This is a genomic window from Arthrobacter sp. UYP4, assembly GCF_057291175.1.
Genome location: NZ_JBXAVU010000002.1, coordinates 579,892 through 595,690, shown reverse-complemented (window position 1 = coordinate 595,690; position 15,799 = coordinate 579,892). Strand labels below are relative to the sequence as shown.

Annotated in this window: 14 protein-coding genes; 7 read left to right on the top strand and 7 right to left on the bottom strand. The window is 65.9% G+C overall.

Annotated elements, in window-relative coordinates; all coding sequences use genetic code 11:
- Positions 1–235: 235 nt before the first annotated feature.
- From AC0Z9V_RS11405 to AC0Z9V_RS11385, 5 genes are all read right to left on the bottom strand, one after another.
- Positions 236–1,120 (bottom strand): GntR family transcriptional regulator, encoded by an 885-nt coding sequence (locus AC0Z9V_RS11405; protein WP_485141573.1) that lies wholly within the window; start codon positions 1,118–1,120, stop codon positions 236–238.
- Positions 1,121–1,153: 33 nt separating this feature from the next.
- Entirely contained in the window at positions 1,154–1,291 is a 138-nt protein-coding gene (locus AC0Z9V_RS11400) for a hypothetical protein (protein ID WP_485141572.1), read from the bottom strand.
- Positions 1,292–1,376: 85 nt separating this feature from the next.
- Complete coding sequence (pdxA, locus tag AC0Z9V_RS11395) at positions 1,377–2,402, bottom strand: 4-hydroxythreonine-4-phosphate dehydrogenase PdxA (RefSeq protein ID WP_485141571.1); 1,026 nt, start codon at positions 2,400–2,402, stop codon at positions 1,377–1,379.
- Positions 2,399–3,697: a four-carbon acid sugar kinase family protein gene (locus AC0Z9V_RS11390; protein WP_485141570.1), complete on the bottom strand. Its 1,299-nt coding sequence runs from the start codon at positions 3,695–3,697 to the stop codon at positions 2,399–2,401. The genes pdxA and AC0Z9V_RS11390 overlap by 4 nt, the downstream gene beginning before the upstream one ends.
- A gap of 2 nt (positions 3,698–3,699) precedes the next feature.
- Complete coding sequence (locus tag AC0Z9V_RS11385; protein WP_485141569.1) at positions 3,700–4,779, bottom strand: 2-keto-3-deoxygluconate permease; 1,080 nt, start codon at positions 4,777–4,779, stop codon at positions 3,700–3,702.
- 274 nt (positions 4,780–5,053) lie between these two features.
- On the opposite strand from AC0Z9V_RS11385, the gene AC0Z9V_RS11380 reads away from it, so the two are divergent.
- Both AC0Z9V_RS11380 and AC0Z9V_RS11375 read left to right on the top strand, forming a co-directional pair.
- Positions 5,054–5,866, top strand: a complete 813-nt coding sequence (locus AC0Z9V_RS11380; RefSeq protein WP_485141568.1) for a glycosyltransferase — start codon at positions 5,054–5,056, stop codon at positions 5,864–5,866.
- A complete protein-coding gene (locus tag AC0Z9V_RS11375) occupies positions 5,860–6,885 on the top strand; it encodes a glycosyltransferase (protein ID WP_485141567.1) in 1,026 nt (341 codons plus the stop codon). Before AC0Z9V_RS11380 ends, AC0Z9V_RS11375 begins: the two co-directional genes overlap by 7 nt.
- Positions 6,886–6,889: 4 nt before the next feature.
- Here AC0Z9V_RS11375 and AC0Z9V_RS11370 read toward each other — a convergent pair whose 3' ends face one another.
- Positions 6,890–7,804: a 2-hydroxyacid dehydrogenase gene (locus AC0Z9V_RS11370; protein ID WP_485141566.1), complete on the bottom strand. Its 915-nt coding sequence runs from the start codon at positions 7,802–7,804 to the stop codon at positions 6,890–6,892.
- Between the two features lie 169 nt (positions 7,805–7,973).
- Between AC0Z9V_RS11370 and AC0Z9V_RS11365 the strand changes: the two genes are divergently transcribed.
- The 4 genes from AC0Z9V_RS11365 (at position 7,974) to AC0Z9V_RS11350 (ending at position 11,796) form a co-directional block, all read left to right on the top strand.
- Positions 7,974–9,356 carry a D-arabinono-1,4-lactone oxidase gene (locus AC0Z9V_RS11365; protein ID WP_485141565.1) on the top strand — a complete coding sequence of 461 codons (1,383 nt, stop codon included), beginning with the start codon at positions 7,974–7,976 and terminating at the stop codon, positions 9,354–9,356.
- 33 nt (positions 9,357–9,389) lie between these two features.
- Positions 9,390–10,232, top strand: coding sequence for a glycosyltransferase family 8 protein (locus AC0Z9V_RS11360; protein ID WP_485141564.1), 843 nt, complete (start codon positions 9,390–9,392; stop codon positions 10,230–10,232).
- Between the two features lie 476 nt (positions 10,233–10,708).
- The gene (locus AC0Z9V_RS11355; RefSeq protein ID WP_485141563.1) at positions 10,709–11,443 is read left to right on the top strand and encodes a hypothetical protein; all 735 of its coding nucleotides are present in this window, start codon (positions 10,709–10,711) and stop codon (positions 11,441–11,443) included.
- A complete protein-coding gene (locus AC0Z9V_RS11350) occupies positions 11,440–11,796 on the top strand; it encodes a hypothetical protein (RefSeq protein WP_485141562.1) in 357 nt (118 codons plus the stop codon). The genes AC0Z9V_RS11355 and AC0Z9V_RS11350 overlap by 4 nt, the downstream gene beginning before the upstream one ends.
- 211 nt (positions 11,797–12,007) lie before the next feature.
- Here the strand turns inward: AC0Z9V_RS11350 and AC0Z9V_RS11345 are convergent, their stop codons facing one another.
- Positions 12,008–13,786 (bottom strand): tetratricopeptide repeat protein, encoded by a 1,779-nt coding sequence (locus AC0Z9V_RS11345; RefSeq protein ID WP_485141561.1) that lies wholly within the window; start codon positions 13,784–13,786, stop codon positions 12,008–12,010.
- 304 nt (positions 13,787–14,090) lie between these two features.
- Between AC0Z9V_RS11345 and AC0Z9V_RS11340 the strand changes: the two genes are divergently transcribed.
- Positions 14,091–15,770, top strand: coding sequence for a DEAD/DEAH box helicase (locus tag AC0Z9V_RS11340; RefSeq protein ID WP_485141560.1), 1,680 nt, complete (start codon positions 14,091–14,093; stop codon positions 15,768–15,770).
- Positions 15,771–15,799 lie beyond the last annotated feature (29 nt).

Sequence of the window (15,799 nt, the reverse complement as noted above, 5' to 3'; positions counted from 1 at the left end):
GTCAATGGGTCTATTCCGCGGGCGGAAGACAGAAGGTGCCGAGAAGCAGCTTCGGGACCAGTCGAGGAACAGGCGAAACCCCGATGACCGGCAGCTCACCCGAGGAGAGCGCGCAGAGGCCTATGTGCTCACGCCGTATCGACCCGATCGGGTCAGATCAAGGAAGGAACTGGCCACCGAGGAACGATGCCGGGGGTCGCCGGGAGCGCGGAGCGGACGGCGGGTACCACCGTCATCAGGAACTGTTGCGCGACAGATCGTCGGCGAGGCGGAGCAGATCGGCTCCCAGACGGCGGGCGCGATCGGCGACCGCGTCGGCAGTGTCACCAGCCGACGACGGCGAGAGGCCGCCTGTCACGGCCGGCGCCGGAGGCTCATTCTGGATGTCGATGTCGAACACCACATGGTCGGGGTGGTGCCAGGTCGAGAAGACCTCCACGGGCCGGCCGTCCTGGTCGAAGCTCGTCCCCTCGAGGAGGAGGACGGGCGACGACGCCTCCAGCCTCAGCAGTCGCAGCAGGTCTCCGTCGCCCGGTACCGCCCGGATCTGCCGCTTGCCGGACGTGATCCGTACGCCGAACTTCTCACCGAGTACTGCATGGAGTGATGCGTCCCGCAGGGACTCGGCGTCCAATGTGGAGAAGACAGGTGCCGGCAGCCACGTGTGGATGACGGCGATGGGCACACCGTCGGCCGTCCGCAGCCGCTCGAGCGCGAGAACCTGCGGAGTCCCGAGGACCACCGTCGACGCATCGGCGTCCTGCACGGTCAGCGACAGCACCTCCGTACCGACGCTCGCCCCGGTGCTGCCCAGCTGCGCCGAGAGCCCGGACGTGCGGTGCACCAGCCGGTGGTGCTCGCGGCGTGGAGCGACGGTGCTGCCGCGCCCGCGGCCCCGCTCGATCAACCCTTCATCGGTGAGCGCGCCGAGGGCCTGGCGCACCACGGACCGGGACACCCCGTACCGCACCTGCAGCTGCGCCTCACTGGGCAGCGACGTGCCCGGCGGCAGTGAGTGGTTCAGGATCTGCGCCCGCAGGTGGCCGCGCAGCTGCAGGTGCAGCGGCTCGCTGCTCCCCGCATCCAGCGGACGCTCCTGTGGATCGTCTGGTCCGGTCATGAGAGGCTCCGGTTCACGATGGTTGTTGAAGACCTACGCGTCAGCGCTGTCGGAGGACGACGAGGCGTCGTCGTCGTGCTCCTCGAGGATCTTGCCGTCGTGGACCCGCTTGAGCTCGATCCCCTCGAGGTAGCTGGGGACGGGTGGGTCGAGGTCTTCGTCGCTCGTCATGATTCCGATCCTAGGCGTCGGGAGAGGGCAAGCGGCGACGGCGTCGGCAGCGTGCCCCCTCCCGGTCATCAGACTGTACGAACCCCTACTTCTTCTGCGCGGTCCGCCAGACGTGGTCCCAGCCCGGCGCCAGTGCGGCAGCCCGCCGAAGAGACAGCACCAGGCTCGCCTCGCGGGCGATGCCCTGGCCGGCGATGTCGAACGCCGTGCCGTGGTCCACCGAGACGCGGACGACGGGCAGGCCGACGGTGATGTTCACGCCGTCGTCGCCGTAGACCGCCTTGAAGGGTGCGTGGCCCTGGTCGTGGTAGCAGGCGATGACCATGTTCCACTTGCCCTTGACCGCGGCGGGGATGAGCGCGTCCGCGGGGATGGGCCCGTGCACGTTGATGCCGTTCTCGCGGGCGGCGGCGACGGCGGGGGCGAGGATGTCGGCGTCCTCGTCGCCGAATAGCCGGTTCTCGCCGGCGTGCGGGTTCAGCCCGGCGAGGCCGATCGGCTCGTCGGGATTGCCGAGCGCCTTGGTGAAGGCGCTGACGAGCTCGATGACGTTGCCGGTGCGTTCCGGCGTGACGTCCTCGATGGCCTGCCGCAGGGAGACGTGGGTGGTGAGGTGGAAGAAGTAGAGGTCGCCCGCGGAGAGGACGAGGCTGAAGTTCTCCACCCCGAACTCGTGCGCGAGCAGCTCCGTGTGGCCGGGCCACTTGTGCCCGCCGGCGTGCATCGCGGCCTTGTTGAGCGGCGCGGTGACGATGCCCTGGACCTTGCCCTCGCGAGCGAGGCGGCAGGCCTCGACGACGAAGCGGTAGGAGCCGTCGCCCGCGGCGGGGCTGAGCTCGCCGAGCTTCACGTCGGCCAGGGACGGTCCGGTCTGCAGGAGTTCGATGATGCCGGGTTCGTTGGTCGCGTCCTCGATCGAGGACAGCACGCGGACCTTGTCCGGGTCGCCGCCCACGTTGCTGACGCCCTGGCGCATGGCGGCCTCGTCGCCGATGACGACGGGCCTGCATTCCTGCCGGACGTCGTCGTGCCCGAGGAGGGACTTCGCGGTGATCTCCGGTCCGATGCCGGCGACGTCGCCGAGGGTGACGGCGAGGGTGGGGATGCTCATGAGGATGCCTCCGTTGAGTGGGCGAGGGTGGTGGTCAGTGTCCGGGTGAGTTCGGTGACGGTGGCGAGCAGGGCGGTGACCGGCCCGAAGCCGCCGGCTTTCGTGACAACAATCTTTCCAGCCGCGGTGCCGCCTTCGACGACGCCGACCGGGATGCCCTCCTGGATGGCGCCGGTGATGCGCAGCGCCTGAGCGCGGGTGGCGTCGAGGACGGCGCGGGCTCCGTCGCCGCCGACGAGCACGAGGGCGCCGACGGTCGCACGGGCCAGGGTCTGCTGCACCACCGACGCGAGACTGTTCGCGATGGCGGTACCGCTGAGGGTCTCGGAGCCGCCGACCGCCTCGGGGGAGGTGATGACGACGACCCGCGGCAGGGATTCCGGGACCTCGAGCTCTGTGGCGGCCCACTGCGCGAGCCGGTTCGGCTGGTCGAGCAGGGACTCGTCGGGCTGCAGGATGCGGAGGTCGGCGGAGTCGAGCTGGGATTGCAGGTGGTCGGTCTGGGCACGGGCGACGTCGTGCAGCGAACTGACGACGACGACGATCCGCTGCCCCTGCGCTGCGGGTACCGGTTCGGACGCGGCGTGTACTGCTCCGGCGTCGGCCCAGGCGGCTGCCATCGCTGCGGCCAGACCGGCGGACCCGGCGGGAATCGCCGTCGGACCGGCGACGACGAGCGCGGCCGCGAGGGTGCGGAGGTCGTCATCGGACGCTGCGTTGACGACCACGACGCCGCTACCCGCCGCGCCCCGAAGGGCCTGCGCATCCCGGTCGGCCGAGCCGCTGAGGCTGATCGTCGTCGTGCCGGGCAGGAGCTGCGAGAACTCGCTGGTGGGGACCGGCGTGACCGGGTCGCGGCCCGCGGGGGAGTCCTCGACCGGTCCGCCGTGGACGCGCAGCAGACCGTCCTCGATCGTCCGCCCCATGGCCGGGTAGGCCGGGCATACGACGGCGAAGCAGCCGGGGTGCTGCTCCTGCCACGCGTCGAGCGCTCCGGCCACCTGCGCCGGGACGCTGCCGCGCATCGTGGAGTCGATCTTCAGGTACAGGCGGTCGGCCCCCGCGGTGGCGAGGTTCCTGATGGCGCTCGCCGTGGCCTGACGGGCGGTGGCGGAGTCCAGAGCGCGGGCGTCGGTGTTCACGGCAAGGGCGCTGCCCGGAAGTACCGAGTCCGGAAGCAGCTCGCCCAGCAGCAGGCGGGAGGACCAGCCGGTGCGGGAGAACTGGACCACGGAGTCGGTGGCGCCGGTGACGTCGTCGGCCGCGATGCCGACGATGGGTGCTGTGGATGCCACGGTCAGCCGTTCTCCTCGGTCCGACGGGGCCGGTCGGTGGGTGCGGACGGGTCGCCCGCGGGTGGAAGCTCGGAGGCGGAGGTGGGGAGGACCTGCGCGGCGTCATCCGTGTCCAGGCCGCCCTGGCGCTTGAGCACCCAGGTGGCCAGGAGCGGCGCGAAGATCGCGGTGACCAGCACGGCCGAGGCGACCTGCGCCGTCGCCACCTCCACGAACGGGGAGAAGCTGGGGTCCGCGGCGGCGACGATCGCCGGGGTCGCGATCGAGTTGCCCGCCGTCGTCGCCGACGCGATGCCGATGCCGGACTTGGCGCCGCGGCGCAGGACGAAGCGGTAGCCGATGTAGACGAGGGTGCCGGTGATGAGGGTGGCGGCGATGCCGACGAAGATGCCGCTGATGCCGCCGGCGATGACGTTGCGGAGGTCGATGCCGGTGCCGAGGGCGAAGGCGAAGAACGGGATGACGATGTTCGGAACGGGCCGCATGACCTCGGTCCACTTCGCGTCGAGGTTGCCGACGATGAAGCCGAGGATCAGGGGGATGACGGCCGCGAGGAGGGTCAGGAGCGGGATGTTGCCGAGGCCCGACATGCCGAGGAAGAGCAGGGTGAAGAAGGGGCCGTCGTTGATGGCCGAGGCCATGTAGGCGCCGCGGTCGCGGTAGTCGCCGTAGCGGCCGGTGAAGGCGAGCCAGAGGCCGCCGTTGCTGTTGTCGAAGGATGCCAGGAGGGCGAGGATCGAGATGCCCAGGAAGCCCTCGACGCCGACGACCAGGCCGAGGCCCGCGACGAGGGCGGCGGGGATGATCGTCTTGAAGAGCAGGACCACGCCGGTGGTCGCGAGGACGGGGCCGGAGGCCTTGGCGGTGATCTGCATGCCCGTGGCGAAGATCAGGACGGCGATCAACGGCAGGGCGGAGTCGGCGAACAGGGCGGTGGTGAAGCTGCCCAGTTCCAGGAAGCCGGGGGCGAAGGTGCCGACGATCGAGCCGAGGATCAGGGGGATGAGCATGAGCCCGCCGGGGATGCGGTTCATGCCGTCGAACAGGGGGACGCGGGACTTGGGAAGCGATTCGGCTGCCATGGCGAATCTTCTCTCTGTACGGGAGGTGTCTATGCGGACGGAGGAGTGCGGATGGAGGGGTACGTACAACTAGTACGGACACGATGTATCTACTGTAAGCCGCGTGGGGCATGTCACACAAGAAGTGGCTGGGATGGCCAATCTTTCCGCTGGGTCGAGCAGAAGACTGTATGTACTTCGCTGCCGTGGCGCACGTCCACCTGACCCGACGGGAACCGATGTTGATCATCAGCTTGAACGGCAACCGCGGGGGCCGCGCCGCCCGCGCCGAGCCGTGACCCCCTCGACGACCGCCGCGACGGCACTGGTGGTCATCCCCGCGTTCGGCTCACCGGAGCTGACCGATGCGGTGGTGCGTGACCTGGTTCGCGACGGGAGCGACCTCGACCCGGCCCTGCGCATCGTCGTGGTCGACAACGCCGGTGACTACGTGTTGCCCGAGGGGCGCATCGAGGTCCACCGCCCGGGGCGCAACCTGCGGTGGATCGGCGCCGCCAACTGGGCCCTGCAGACGGCGTCGCGCGATGGCCATGCGGTCTGCGTGGTGCTGAACAACGACATCCGGCTGTCGCCCGGCTTCCTCGACGGATTGCTCGCGCCCTTCTCGACAGCGGACGACATCGCGCTCGCGGCGGCCTGCTACGACGATTTCTGGCTCCACCAGCGGGCCTCTGCCATCCCTGGTACTGCCGCGGAGTACGTCCCGCGCGACGTGCTGCGCGACGTCGATTTCTGTGACGGCACCGCCATAGCGTTCGCGGTGCCCCCCGTCGTCGAGCTGGGGGGTCTGGACGAGGTCACCTTCCCGCGGCACGGTTACGGCGCGGACATCGACTTGGCAATCCGCGTGCGGGCGGCCGGCCTACGGTGCGTGGTCACGGAGGGCGCCTACGTCTCGCACCTGCGGCGGCAGACGATGAACCGGACCGGTCAGAGCTCCGAGGGCAACCGGGCGGAGATCCTCCACGGTCTGGACGCCAAGTGGGGCGACGGGTGGCGGGCGGACGTCGGGCTCGGCCCGGACTCGTTCCCCGCCCACAACACCGGGAGCGGCGCCTCCTGGTACCTGACGGCTCCGGCATGGTGAGCACTCCCGGACGGTCCCCGGGCCGGATCGTCTACGCGGGCTTCGCGACGCGCCACCACAGCGGCGGCGTGCACGTGATGACCCAGCACATCCGGCTGCTGCGCGAGCGCGGCCACGAGGCCTGGTTGTGGCTGCCCGACGCGGACGACCGCACCGACTGGATCCCCGACGACGTGCCGATGCTGTTCGGCGCCACCACCGCGATCAGCGCCGACGACCTCCTGGTGCTGCCGGAGACACCGACCGTCCAGGGCCGCGATCCGGCACCCGGAGCGCGCAAGGTCATCTTCAACCAGAACCACTTCTACACCTTCGCCGCCGGCGCCCCCGGCGAGGATTTCCCCGGCTGGACGCCGGCGCCCGCGCTCTGGGTGGTGTCCGAGGAGAGCCGCGACGTGCTGTCCGCCGCGCTGCCCGGCCTGCCGGTGAGCGTGGTGCCCAACCCGGTCGACGGCGAACTGTTCGCCCCCGGCGCCGCCGGGCCGCTCCGGGTGAGCTGGTTCCCCAAGAAGCGGCCGCGGGAGGCCTCGCTGCTGAAGCGGCTGCTGGCCGACGAGCCACGGCTCTCGGGGGTGGAGCTGGTGGAACTGGTCCAGGCCCCGCGGGCGGAGGTGGCCGCCACCCTGGCGGGCTCGGCGGTCTTCGTCGCCCTCGGACACACCGAGAGCTACGGTCTGCCGGTCGCCGAGGCGCTGGCCTCGGGCTGCCTCGTGGTCGGATACGACGGCGGCGGCGGGCACGAGCTGTTCGAGGCACCCGGTGCCTGGCGGGTCCCGGACCAGCGACCGCTGCTGATCCGCGACCGGGTGGCGGACCTGATCCAGGACCTCGACGCCCTGGCGCCGGTCCGTGCGGCGAACCGCCGCTGGGTACTCGACCGCTATCCGTTCGCCCGGACCGGCAAGGCGCTGGAGGAGGCGGTCGCGGCCGCATGGGACCGGCCCGGCTCCGACGCCGTGGCCGTGCATCCGGCCGCCTGGCTCGACACCCTCGGTCCGAACTTCACAGCGTATGCGTGAGGTCTCAGTGGGCTCCCTTCACCACGTTGACGAGGTCTTCGCCTGCCACGTAGCGGCGCACCTGCGCGTTGACCAGCGCGAAGGCTCGTGGGCCGGACTGCGCGATCGAGCCGGCGGCGTGCGGGGTGATGATCAGGTTCGGCGCGTTCCACAGCGGGTGGTCGGCAGGCAGGGGCTCCGGCTCCATCACGTCCAGGGCGGCGCGCAGCCGCCCGGACGTCAGTTCTGCGAGCAGTGCCGGGGTGTCCACCACCTTGCCGCGCGCCACGTTGACCAGCAGGGCGCCGTCGGGCATCCGGGACAGGAACTCCGCGTCGACGAGACCGGTCGTATCCGCGGTGAGCGGAACGGTCAGCACCACCACGTCGGCGTCGGGCAGCAGGTCCGGCAGTTCCGAGGTGGCGTGGATGCCATCGCGTGCCGTGTGCGCCACGAGCACGGGAACGGCGTCGAAGCTCCGCAGGCGGCGCGCGGTCTGCTCTCCGAGGTCACCGGCGCCGATGATCAGCACGCGCTTGTCGCGCAGGTCGTCGCCCTCCATCGGGTCCCACCGGCCCTGTCGCTGCGCCTCACCGAAGTGGGGCAGCCGGCGCAGCGTGGCCAGGACGACGGCCAGGACCAGTTCGGCGACGGCCGAGCCGTGCACGCCACGCGCGCTGCACAGGGTCACACCGTCCGGGACGTGCTCGAGGATGTCCTCGACGCCGGCGCTCGTCAGCTGGGTGACCTCGAGCTTCGGCATGGCGGCGAACTTCCCGGGGAGGTTGGTGGAGTCCTCGACCTGCGGCACCCAGAAGACGGTGTCCGCCAGGCGCTCGGGCTTCTCGCCCTCGCCGTTCCAGACGATCACCTCGACCCCGTCGGGAAGGGCTCCGAGGAGATCGCGGGCATTCGGATCGGGTATGCATACGACAGTCATTTTGTCAGTGTAAACATTCCCTTGACGAGGCAGGGCTATGGTGTCAGCAGGACTTCTACAGAACTGAGAAATTCATCCACGGTGGCCGGAAACACCCGTGCCCGATGGATCAGCCGCGCCCGTCGGTGCGGCTTCGAAGGCAGAACCGAACTTCTACAGGAGACGCGTCATGGCCATCACACAGCTCACCTACCCCCACCAGGAGCCGGAGCTCACCGGCGAGGACATCCGGCTCCGTAACTGGGCTAGGAACTCCAGGCTGGGCCTGCCCGGCTCGGTCGTCGCGCCGGCCACCGAGGCGGAGCTGTGCGACTTCCTGTCCACCAGTGACGGCCGGGTCCGGATGATCGGGAGTCGGATGTCGCCCGGCAGGATGATCAAGGTCGCGGACGGAGCCGGCACGCTCCTGGACCTGAGCAGGCTGAGCGGCCTGATCTCCAGCACCGATGACACCGCGACTTTCGCCGGTTCGACCTCCCTGGCCGAGGTGTACGCGTTCCTCACTGCGCGAGGGCAGATGCTGGACGCCTCACCCGGGGTGATCGCCGAGCAGACGCTGGCCGGCGCCCTGTCCACCGGTACCCACGGTCAGGGCCTGCAGCAGAGCTCGATCGCCGGCGCCGCGGTGGCCATCCGCATGGTGCTGGCCGACGGCACGGTCGCGGAGTTCGACCGTGACCACCCGGACTTCCCCGCCGTCCAGCTCGGCCTCGGCTCACTGGGCGTGATCACCGCCGTGACGCTGCGTGCGCGGGAATCGATGATCTACACCTGCGTGAAGAAGGCCGTCGACGCCGGCACGCTCGAGACGGACCTCGAGACCTGGAATCGGGAGAACATCCTGGTCAAGGCGTGGTGGTTCCCCCAGGAGAACCAGGTCCAGGTCTGGACCGCCAACGAGGCGTCCGACGACGAGGTGTCCCGCTACCGGGCCGGCGGCAGTCAGCTCGTGGAGTACGCGACGACCGATACCTCCATGAACAGCACGATCGAGGCAACGCTGCAGCACCTCCGCGACGACAGCAAGGGCGTCGCCGACAACGGCAAGTCGCTCCGCACGGTGTCGCGCTTCCGGGACTTCACCGACGTCACGGGTGACATCTACCAGGTGTTCTGCAAGGGGATCGCGACCCCCCAGATCAACGTGGAGATCGGCATCCCGCTCGCGCAGGCCGGAGCGGTCATCAGGAAGATCAAGGACTGGCACGCAGAGACCCGCCCCCGCATGCACTACCCGGTGATCCTCCGCTGCACCGGCGCGTCCGAGGGATGGCTGAGCCCGTCCAACGGCCAGGACACCTGCTACTTCGGCTTCGTGGTCTACTACGCGGCCGACGGTTCGCTGTCCGAGGAGGGGAACAGCTTCCTCCGGGCCGTGGAGCGGGCCCTGGCCGAGGAGGGTGGCAGGCCCCACTGGGGCAAGTACTTCGACGAGTCCCTCTACGACTGGCCGGCGCTCTACCCCCAGTGGGAAGCCTTCCGCCGGGTGCGCGAGACGCTGGACCCGGAGCACAGGTTCGCGAATGCGTTCACCGATGCGCTCCTCGACTGACCCGACCCGCCCACTAGGACAGGAACACCACCGATGAACGCCTGGGTGACCTTGCTGACTCAACCCGACTACCTGATCGGGGTCCGGACGCTGCGGGCGTCGCTGGCGGCCTCCGGCAGCACCAGCCCCCTCGTGGTCATGGTGACCGAGGGGATCGACGAGCAGGCCCGGGGCCTCCTGCAGGACGACGGGTGCCTCCTGCGCGACGTGGCACCGTTGCGGCCGGCCGGGGGATCGGCGGACAGCTACGCCAACGCCCGATTCGCGGAGGTGTGGACCAAGCTGGCCGTCTGGGGCCTGACGGAGTTCGAGCGTGTCGTCTTCCTGGACGCCGACATGCTGGTGACCCGCAACATGGACGAACTGTTCTCGCTGGACCTGCCCGACGGCGCCATCGCCGCCTGCCACGCCTGCCGGTGCAACCCCAACCGGATCGCGAGCTATCCGCCGAGCTGGACACCCGAGACCTGCTTCTACACGCACTGCCGGGGCGGGGACCACGTCACCGAACCGGACGCGACGGACAACTACCTGAACGGCGGCTTCCTCGTACTGTCGCCCGACGACGCCGTCCTCGCCGAGATGGAGGGGCGGCTGGCAGGCGTGGACGATCTGTCGCACTACCCGTTCGCCGAGCAGGACTTCCTCAACGAGTACTACCGCGACCGCTGGCAGCCGCTGCCCTACATCTACAACGCGCTGAAGACCCTGCCGCACCAGCACCCGTCGGTGTGGGATCCGGCGTCGGTGAAGAACATCCACTACATCATCGACAAGCCGTGGGCGAAGCCGCTCGACCCCACTGACCGGTACGTCGAAGTGAACCGGCTCTGGTGGGAGATAGCCGACACCCTGGGCGCACCCGTCGGCTCCTGACCCTGCAGACGAAGGTGCTCGGTTGTCCCTCTGCTGCCGCTCAGCTAGGGAGGAAGGCTGCGGATGGTCTTGCTAGGGTGCTCCCGCGGCTATGCGCGACGACTGATTCTTCATCAGACACACAGCATCCAATCTTCGAGTGCGCTGAGGAGAGTAAATACTTCGTACTGTTTACAGCAGTCAAGTTCATCTGGGTGCCACCACTCGGGCCCGCCCGAACCGGATGGATGACCCTTGATGCCGCTCGGCTACGACCGCGCTGCGCAACTAAGTCTGCATGTTCCTCGGCTGAACCCTCGTTGTGGATTGCGGCTTATCGCCACCTAGGTGCCGTAACTCTGGCCCTATCCATCGCGAGCTGCGCTGCGCTCTTCGCTTCCTTCACGCCGATGGACACGGGATGGGCGAGGCGTCCAATCTCGTCTGAGCGGTGAGGGCGTCACAAGCACCCACTCGGACCTCCATATACTGCACATATGAGTATGAGGGATGACTGGGGCCAGGGAGTTAAGCACTTCCTGGTCGCTCTCCCGGTCCTCGCCACCGTAGTGGCCGCTTATTGGGCCGCCTGGAGCCTAGACATCCTATGGGCGTTTTGGTTGTTTATCCCGCTGAGTATTGCCTATGCAGTTGTCAGAGTGAAGTTTCCTCGGGTGAAGTCACAATGGACTCGGCTGCAGGCACGGTTGAAGCGCGGGGATGACTACGAGAAGTTGCTGACGGAAAAAGAAAACTTGCTTAAGGTTGCAGGGGAGGCGCAGGCCGACGCCGAGGGGCTTAGGGATCAGTTAAGAAGGGCGTTAACTGGTTCCTCTGTTCACTATCAGCGCGGTATCGCCTCTGGAAGAGACCGGGTTGTTGGAGAGATTCTAGCGGACCAGTCTAAGGCCACCTTGAAACCGCTGGCAATGGGCAGGGTAGATGAGAAGTTGATCATCGCAGCTCTCGTAGTTCCTCCATCAGTTATGCCTTCGATTGGATCAATGTGGCTGCTTCGTGTGCGTGGTCTCGACACACTACAGGCAATATTGAGGGTAACCGGCCAATCTGATGAAGCAGTTCAACTGAGCGTTGAGCAGGACTGGAACGCCGAGTTTATGGAGGAGTTGACGAAGCAAGCCGCTATCCAAAGCGACCTTCCTGGCGCGTTAGAGATTGTCTTTCGTCCATTTCAATCAATTGATGAGCTAAGAAAGGATTATTCAGGATGAAAGAATTAGAGGCCAAAGTGGCGGAGGTATTAGATTCTGCCAGGATCGCACTCAACGTTGGGGCATCTCTAGGAGTCGAGGTGGGGCACGATGTCACTTTGTGGCGCCTCGTTGAGGTTAAAGATCCTGATTCTGGCAAAGTATTGGGAGCTGCACGTTTGGATAAACTTACCATGATTGTTGAAAGCTCCTATGACAAGTTTTGCATCGCATCAATTCGACGGCAGTCGAATCTTGCTGGAACCATCATGTTCGGCGCCACTAAGAAGATCCGCACTGGCTCGGGCGCGGCTGACGATCAGACTGTCAGTGTGGCTGTTGGAGATGAAGCCACCGTATACATTGGCGACTGAGATTGGATGGCACGCCTAGTGCGGTATTACGTAGACGCAAAAACTGCGGAGCGTCCCTCTCAACTTGTTTTTCTTTTCTTAGCAGTCAGTTAGGAATTGGTGGCGAGGGCCCCAATGCTCGGAGGACGGCTAGGCATTGAAGGATGAACGGTGACGTGGAAGGCGTTCATTCCTAGTAGTTCATGCAGCAATCCCCGAGCTGCGAACGTGCTCAAGTGTGGGAGTTTGGTGGCGCTGCAGTAATGCCGTTGAGTTCGCTATCTGTGTGCGCATCGTCGGCACTACCGGCACTTCTATCCCATGAGGTGAAGGAACCCTTCGTGACGTACTCCCACAACTTGATCGCTGGTAGTTGACCGCTCCGCACAACAGCCTCGAGGGCCATGAGGTCCTGGTTGCCAGGGTCAAGCTCAACGGCCGTAGCGACGGAATTAATTGCCCCCGCGCTATCACCGGCTGCCCACCTGGCAATGGCGAGATCCAAATGTAACGCAGCGTCCATGGTGCGTGGTAGCTCCAGCGTGACTCGGCGACGACTGAGTTCGATCGTGCGGGCCTGAATAAGGTCGACGAGCTGTTCCGTTGTCCACGGGTGCTTCCGGTTAAGCAGAATGCCAAGCGCTAGTGCGGGTATGGACGGCTTTTCGAGGTCGCTAATGTACTTATCAATAAACTTTTCAGCGTTGGGACGATGCATATGTTCCGGTGTGATGTGGTTGTAGAGAACGTATGTTGCGATCAACGGGATCCGCGATGTTTGCTTTGCTTGACCGGGCAAGAGCCGTTCGATGCGTGTCAGCGGGAGTGTCATGTCTACGATCTGCCCTTTCTCCCGCGCTGCGGAGCAGATCATCCCAAGAGCGGTACCGAATAGCTTCGGCCCATCCGATGCAGTGAAATCGTCGTACTTGTGGAGCCACATCCGGGAATCGAGCTTTACCTGAACTATCCCGGGCAGCGCCCGCTGCCAGTTGAAGGTAATGTCCTTGTCCGTTGAAGCACGGTTGATGAAGCACCGGATGACGTGCCGACTGAGTCGGTTAAGTCCCTCGACGGTGAGGACGGGCTGCTCATCAATGTAGGTGCTGTCGTCGACGGCTGTAACGGCCCACAGTTCCGGCTCTAGATTCCGCATCTCGTGGAGAGAGATCGATCGAATCCGATATGCGGAATCTAAGGCTCGAGGCAGGTCCACCGCCCGCATAGGACGATCCGCAGGTACCGCTTCTGCCCGGTAGTACGACGGCTCAACGTGATCGAGCACGAACGCTTGAAACTTTCGGCGCAATGAGAGCTGGTCAATATTCAGCACGGCACCGCGGATACGGTTAACCCGGTCTTCGGGCAGCCCTACAACGGCTGCATCAACGACCTGTCGGCGGCTCTTGTGGTAGTCGTCCCACGCCGGAGCGGGCACCTCGGTGTCGGCAGAGAGGGACTCAAGTGGGGCGACATACAAGCTGTATGCAAGCGTGACGTCCGTATGAGCCAAGGACGCCGCATCTACGACGCGGCGTATCGCGCGCATCGCTTGCTCAAAGTACGGGCGCCGTAGTGCTAGCAGTGTGGTGAATAATGCCACTAAATCAGCCACGTCGTCATCTGTAACGGCTGTTATCATAAACGTTTTTCGCAGACGAAGTTCCCGCTCCGAGCCTCCACGAGACCGAATCAGCTGCTGAGCTAGATCGTGGTTATCGAGGACGAGTGCGTCAAGACCGAAGGCGACGACATCGGCCACATCAGCTAGTAGTTCCGCACCGTCGGTCGCAACGTGGAACGAGTCAGACCCATCCGGGTTCTTCATAGGTAGCCGGTCCACGGCACTGACTGTGACCGCATTCCCCGTCGAAGCGAAGTGCAGTGTCCCGACCGGCAAGGTGAGGTCGTCCGCGCTGTGTCGGCGCAGATTGGTATAGAACACACGCCGGTGCCGAGTTTCCCACACTGCCTCATTGTCAAAGTACATTCCGGTCGAGATCTGCAGCATCGCCCACTCCTCACTCGTTCCCACCGGACTTCCGGCAACTCCTACGGGCGCAGGGAAGCGGTGACGTCTTGGTCTAACTTGATACACACTCGATTATTGCGTCGTATGTAGAGATGTTGGTTCAATCGCTGAACTTGGTTCGCGCCTTTTAGCTCACCCATTCTGACGTACCTTTCGTGTACGCCGCGCTGACGCTCTCTGGCTACGGTGCCGTCAGTCGGCGGTCGAGCAAAGTACATTGTGAGAAACCTCTGGTGCCGACGCCTGAGGTCTGCAGCGCGCTATCGCAAGGTGTTAGCTGGGGATGTACGAAGCACAGGAGCAGGTCTTGACAGTTACAGCCACACACCGGGATCTCAACGTCGCACCCGGTTCGGTGGTCCGTGTCCGTGACGAGGACTGGCTCGTCACCAGCGTGGAGAAATCCGTCGACGGCACTCTCATCAGGGTCCAGGGCCTCAGTGAGCTCGTCAGGGACACCACCGCGGCCTTCTACTCCGCGCTGGACACCATCGAAGTGGTGGACCCGTCCAAGTCCAAGGTCGTGGCCGATGACACCTCGAACTACCGCCGCGCCCGCCTTTTTCTGGAGACCACCCTCCGCAAGACGCCGACACCACAGTCGGCGGAGTACCTGACCGTCTCCACCCGCATGCTGTCCCGGAACCTCAAGTACCAACAGATCGCCGTCGCGAAGGCCCTCGACACCAAAAACATTCGTCCACGTATCCTGATCGCCGACGCTGTGGGCCTCGGCAAGACCCTCGAGATCGGCATGATCCTCAGCGAGCTGGTGAAACGCGGCCGTGGCGAACGCATCCTCATCGTCACCCCGCGCCACGTGTTGGAGCAGATGCAGCACGAGCTCTGGTGCCGCTTCGCCCTGCCGTTCGTTCGCCTCGATTCCGCTGGCATCCAGAAGATTCGGCAGAGGCTTCCGGCAACGCGCAACCCCTTCACCTATTACAAACGCGCCATCATCTCCATGGATACGCTCAAGAGCCCCCGCTACCGGGCGCAGCTTGGGAAGCTGCACTGGGATGCGGTGGTCATTGACGAGGCCCACAACGTTACCAACACCCAGGCCATGAACAACGAGCTCGCCCGGGTGCTCGCGCCGAATACGGAGGCCCTCATCCTGGCCTCGGCCACTCCCCACAACGGGCGCAACGAGTCGTTCGCGGAGATTCTGCGCCTGTTGGACCCCACCGCCGTCCGTCCGGACGGCACGTTCGACCCCAAGCACGTAGAAAACCTCATCATCCGCCGGCACCGGCACAGCCCGGAAGTCGCCCAGGAGGTTGGCGCGGACTGGGCCGAGCGCGAAGAGCCGGACAACAGGCTTGTCTCCGCCTCCGCGGCAGAGAACGCCATCGCCGAGGAGCTCTCGAACGTCTGGCTGTACCCCGAAGGCAAACCCGCGCCGTATTCGGGGCAGAACGGCGCGCTGTTCTCCTGGATCCTTGCCAAGGCATTCCTCTCCAGCCCTGCTGCGCTGCTCGAAACGGTCACCGAGCGTCTCAGGAAGCTCGACGCCGATTCCCCCTCCGAGGCCAAGGAAGCCGATTCCCCCTCCGAGGCCAAGGAAGTCGACGCCCTCAAGCGGCTCAACACGCTCGCCGAAGCCGCCAACACCGGTGACTCCGCCAAGTACACCGAGCTTGTTAGCTATCTGAAAAAGATCGGGGTCGGAAAGGGCTCGTCCATGCGGGCGGTGGTCTTCGCCGAGCGCGTCGCCACCCTAAAATGGCTGCAGGAGTCGCTGCCCAAGGCCCTCGGCCTCAAGCCGGAGAACGTGGGCCTCCTGCACGGTGGCCTCAGTGACGTCGAACAGCAGAGCATCGTGGACCAGTTCAAGCGCGGCAACAGCCCGCTGCGGGTTCTGGTAACCGGCGACGTCGCATCGGAAGGAGTGAATCTACACGCCGAATGCCACCACCTGATCCACTTCGACATCCCCTGGAGCCTCATCCGGATCGAATAACGCAACGGCCGCATCGACCGGTTCGGCCA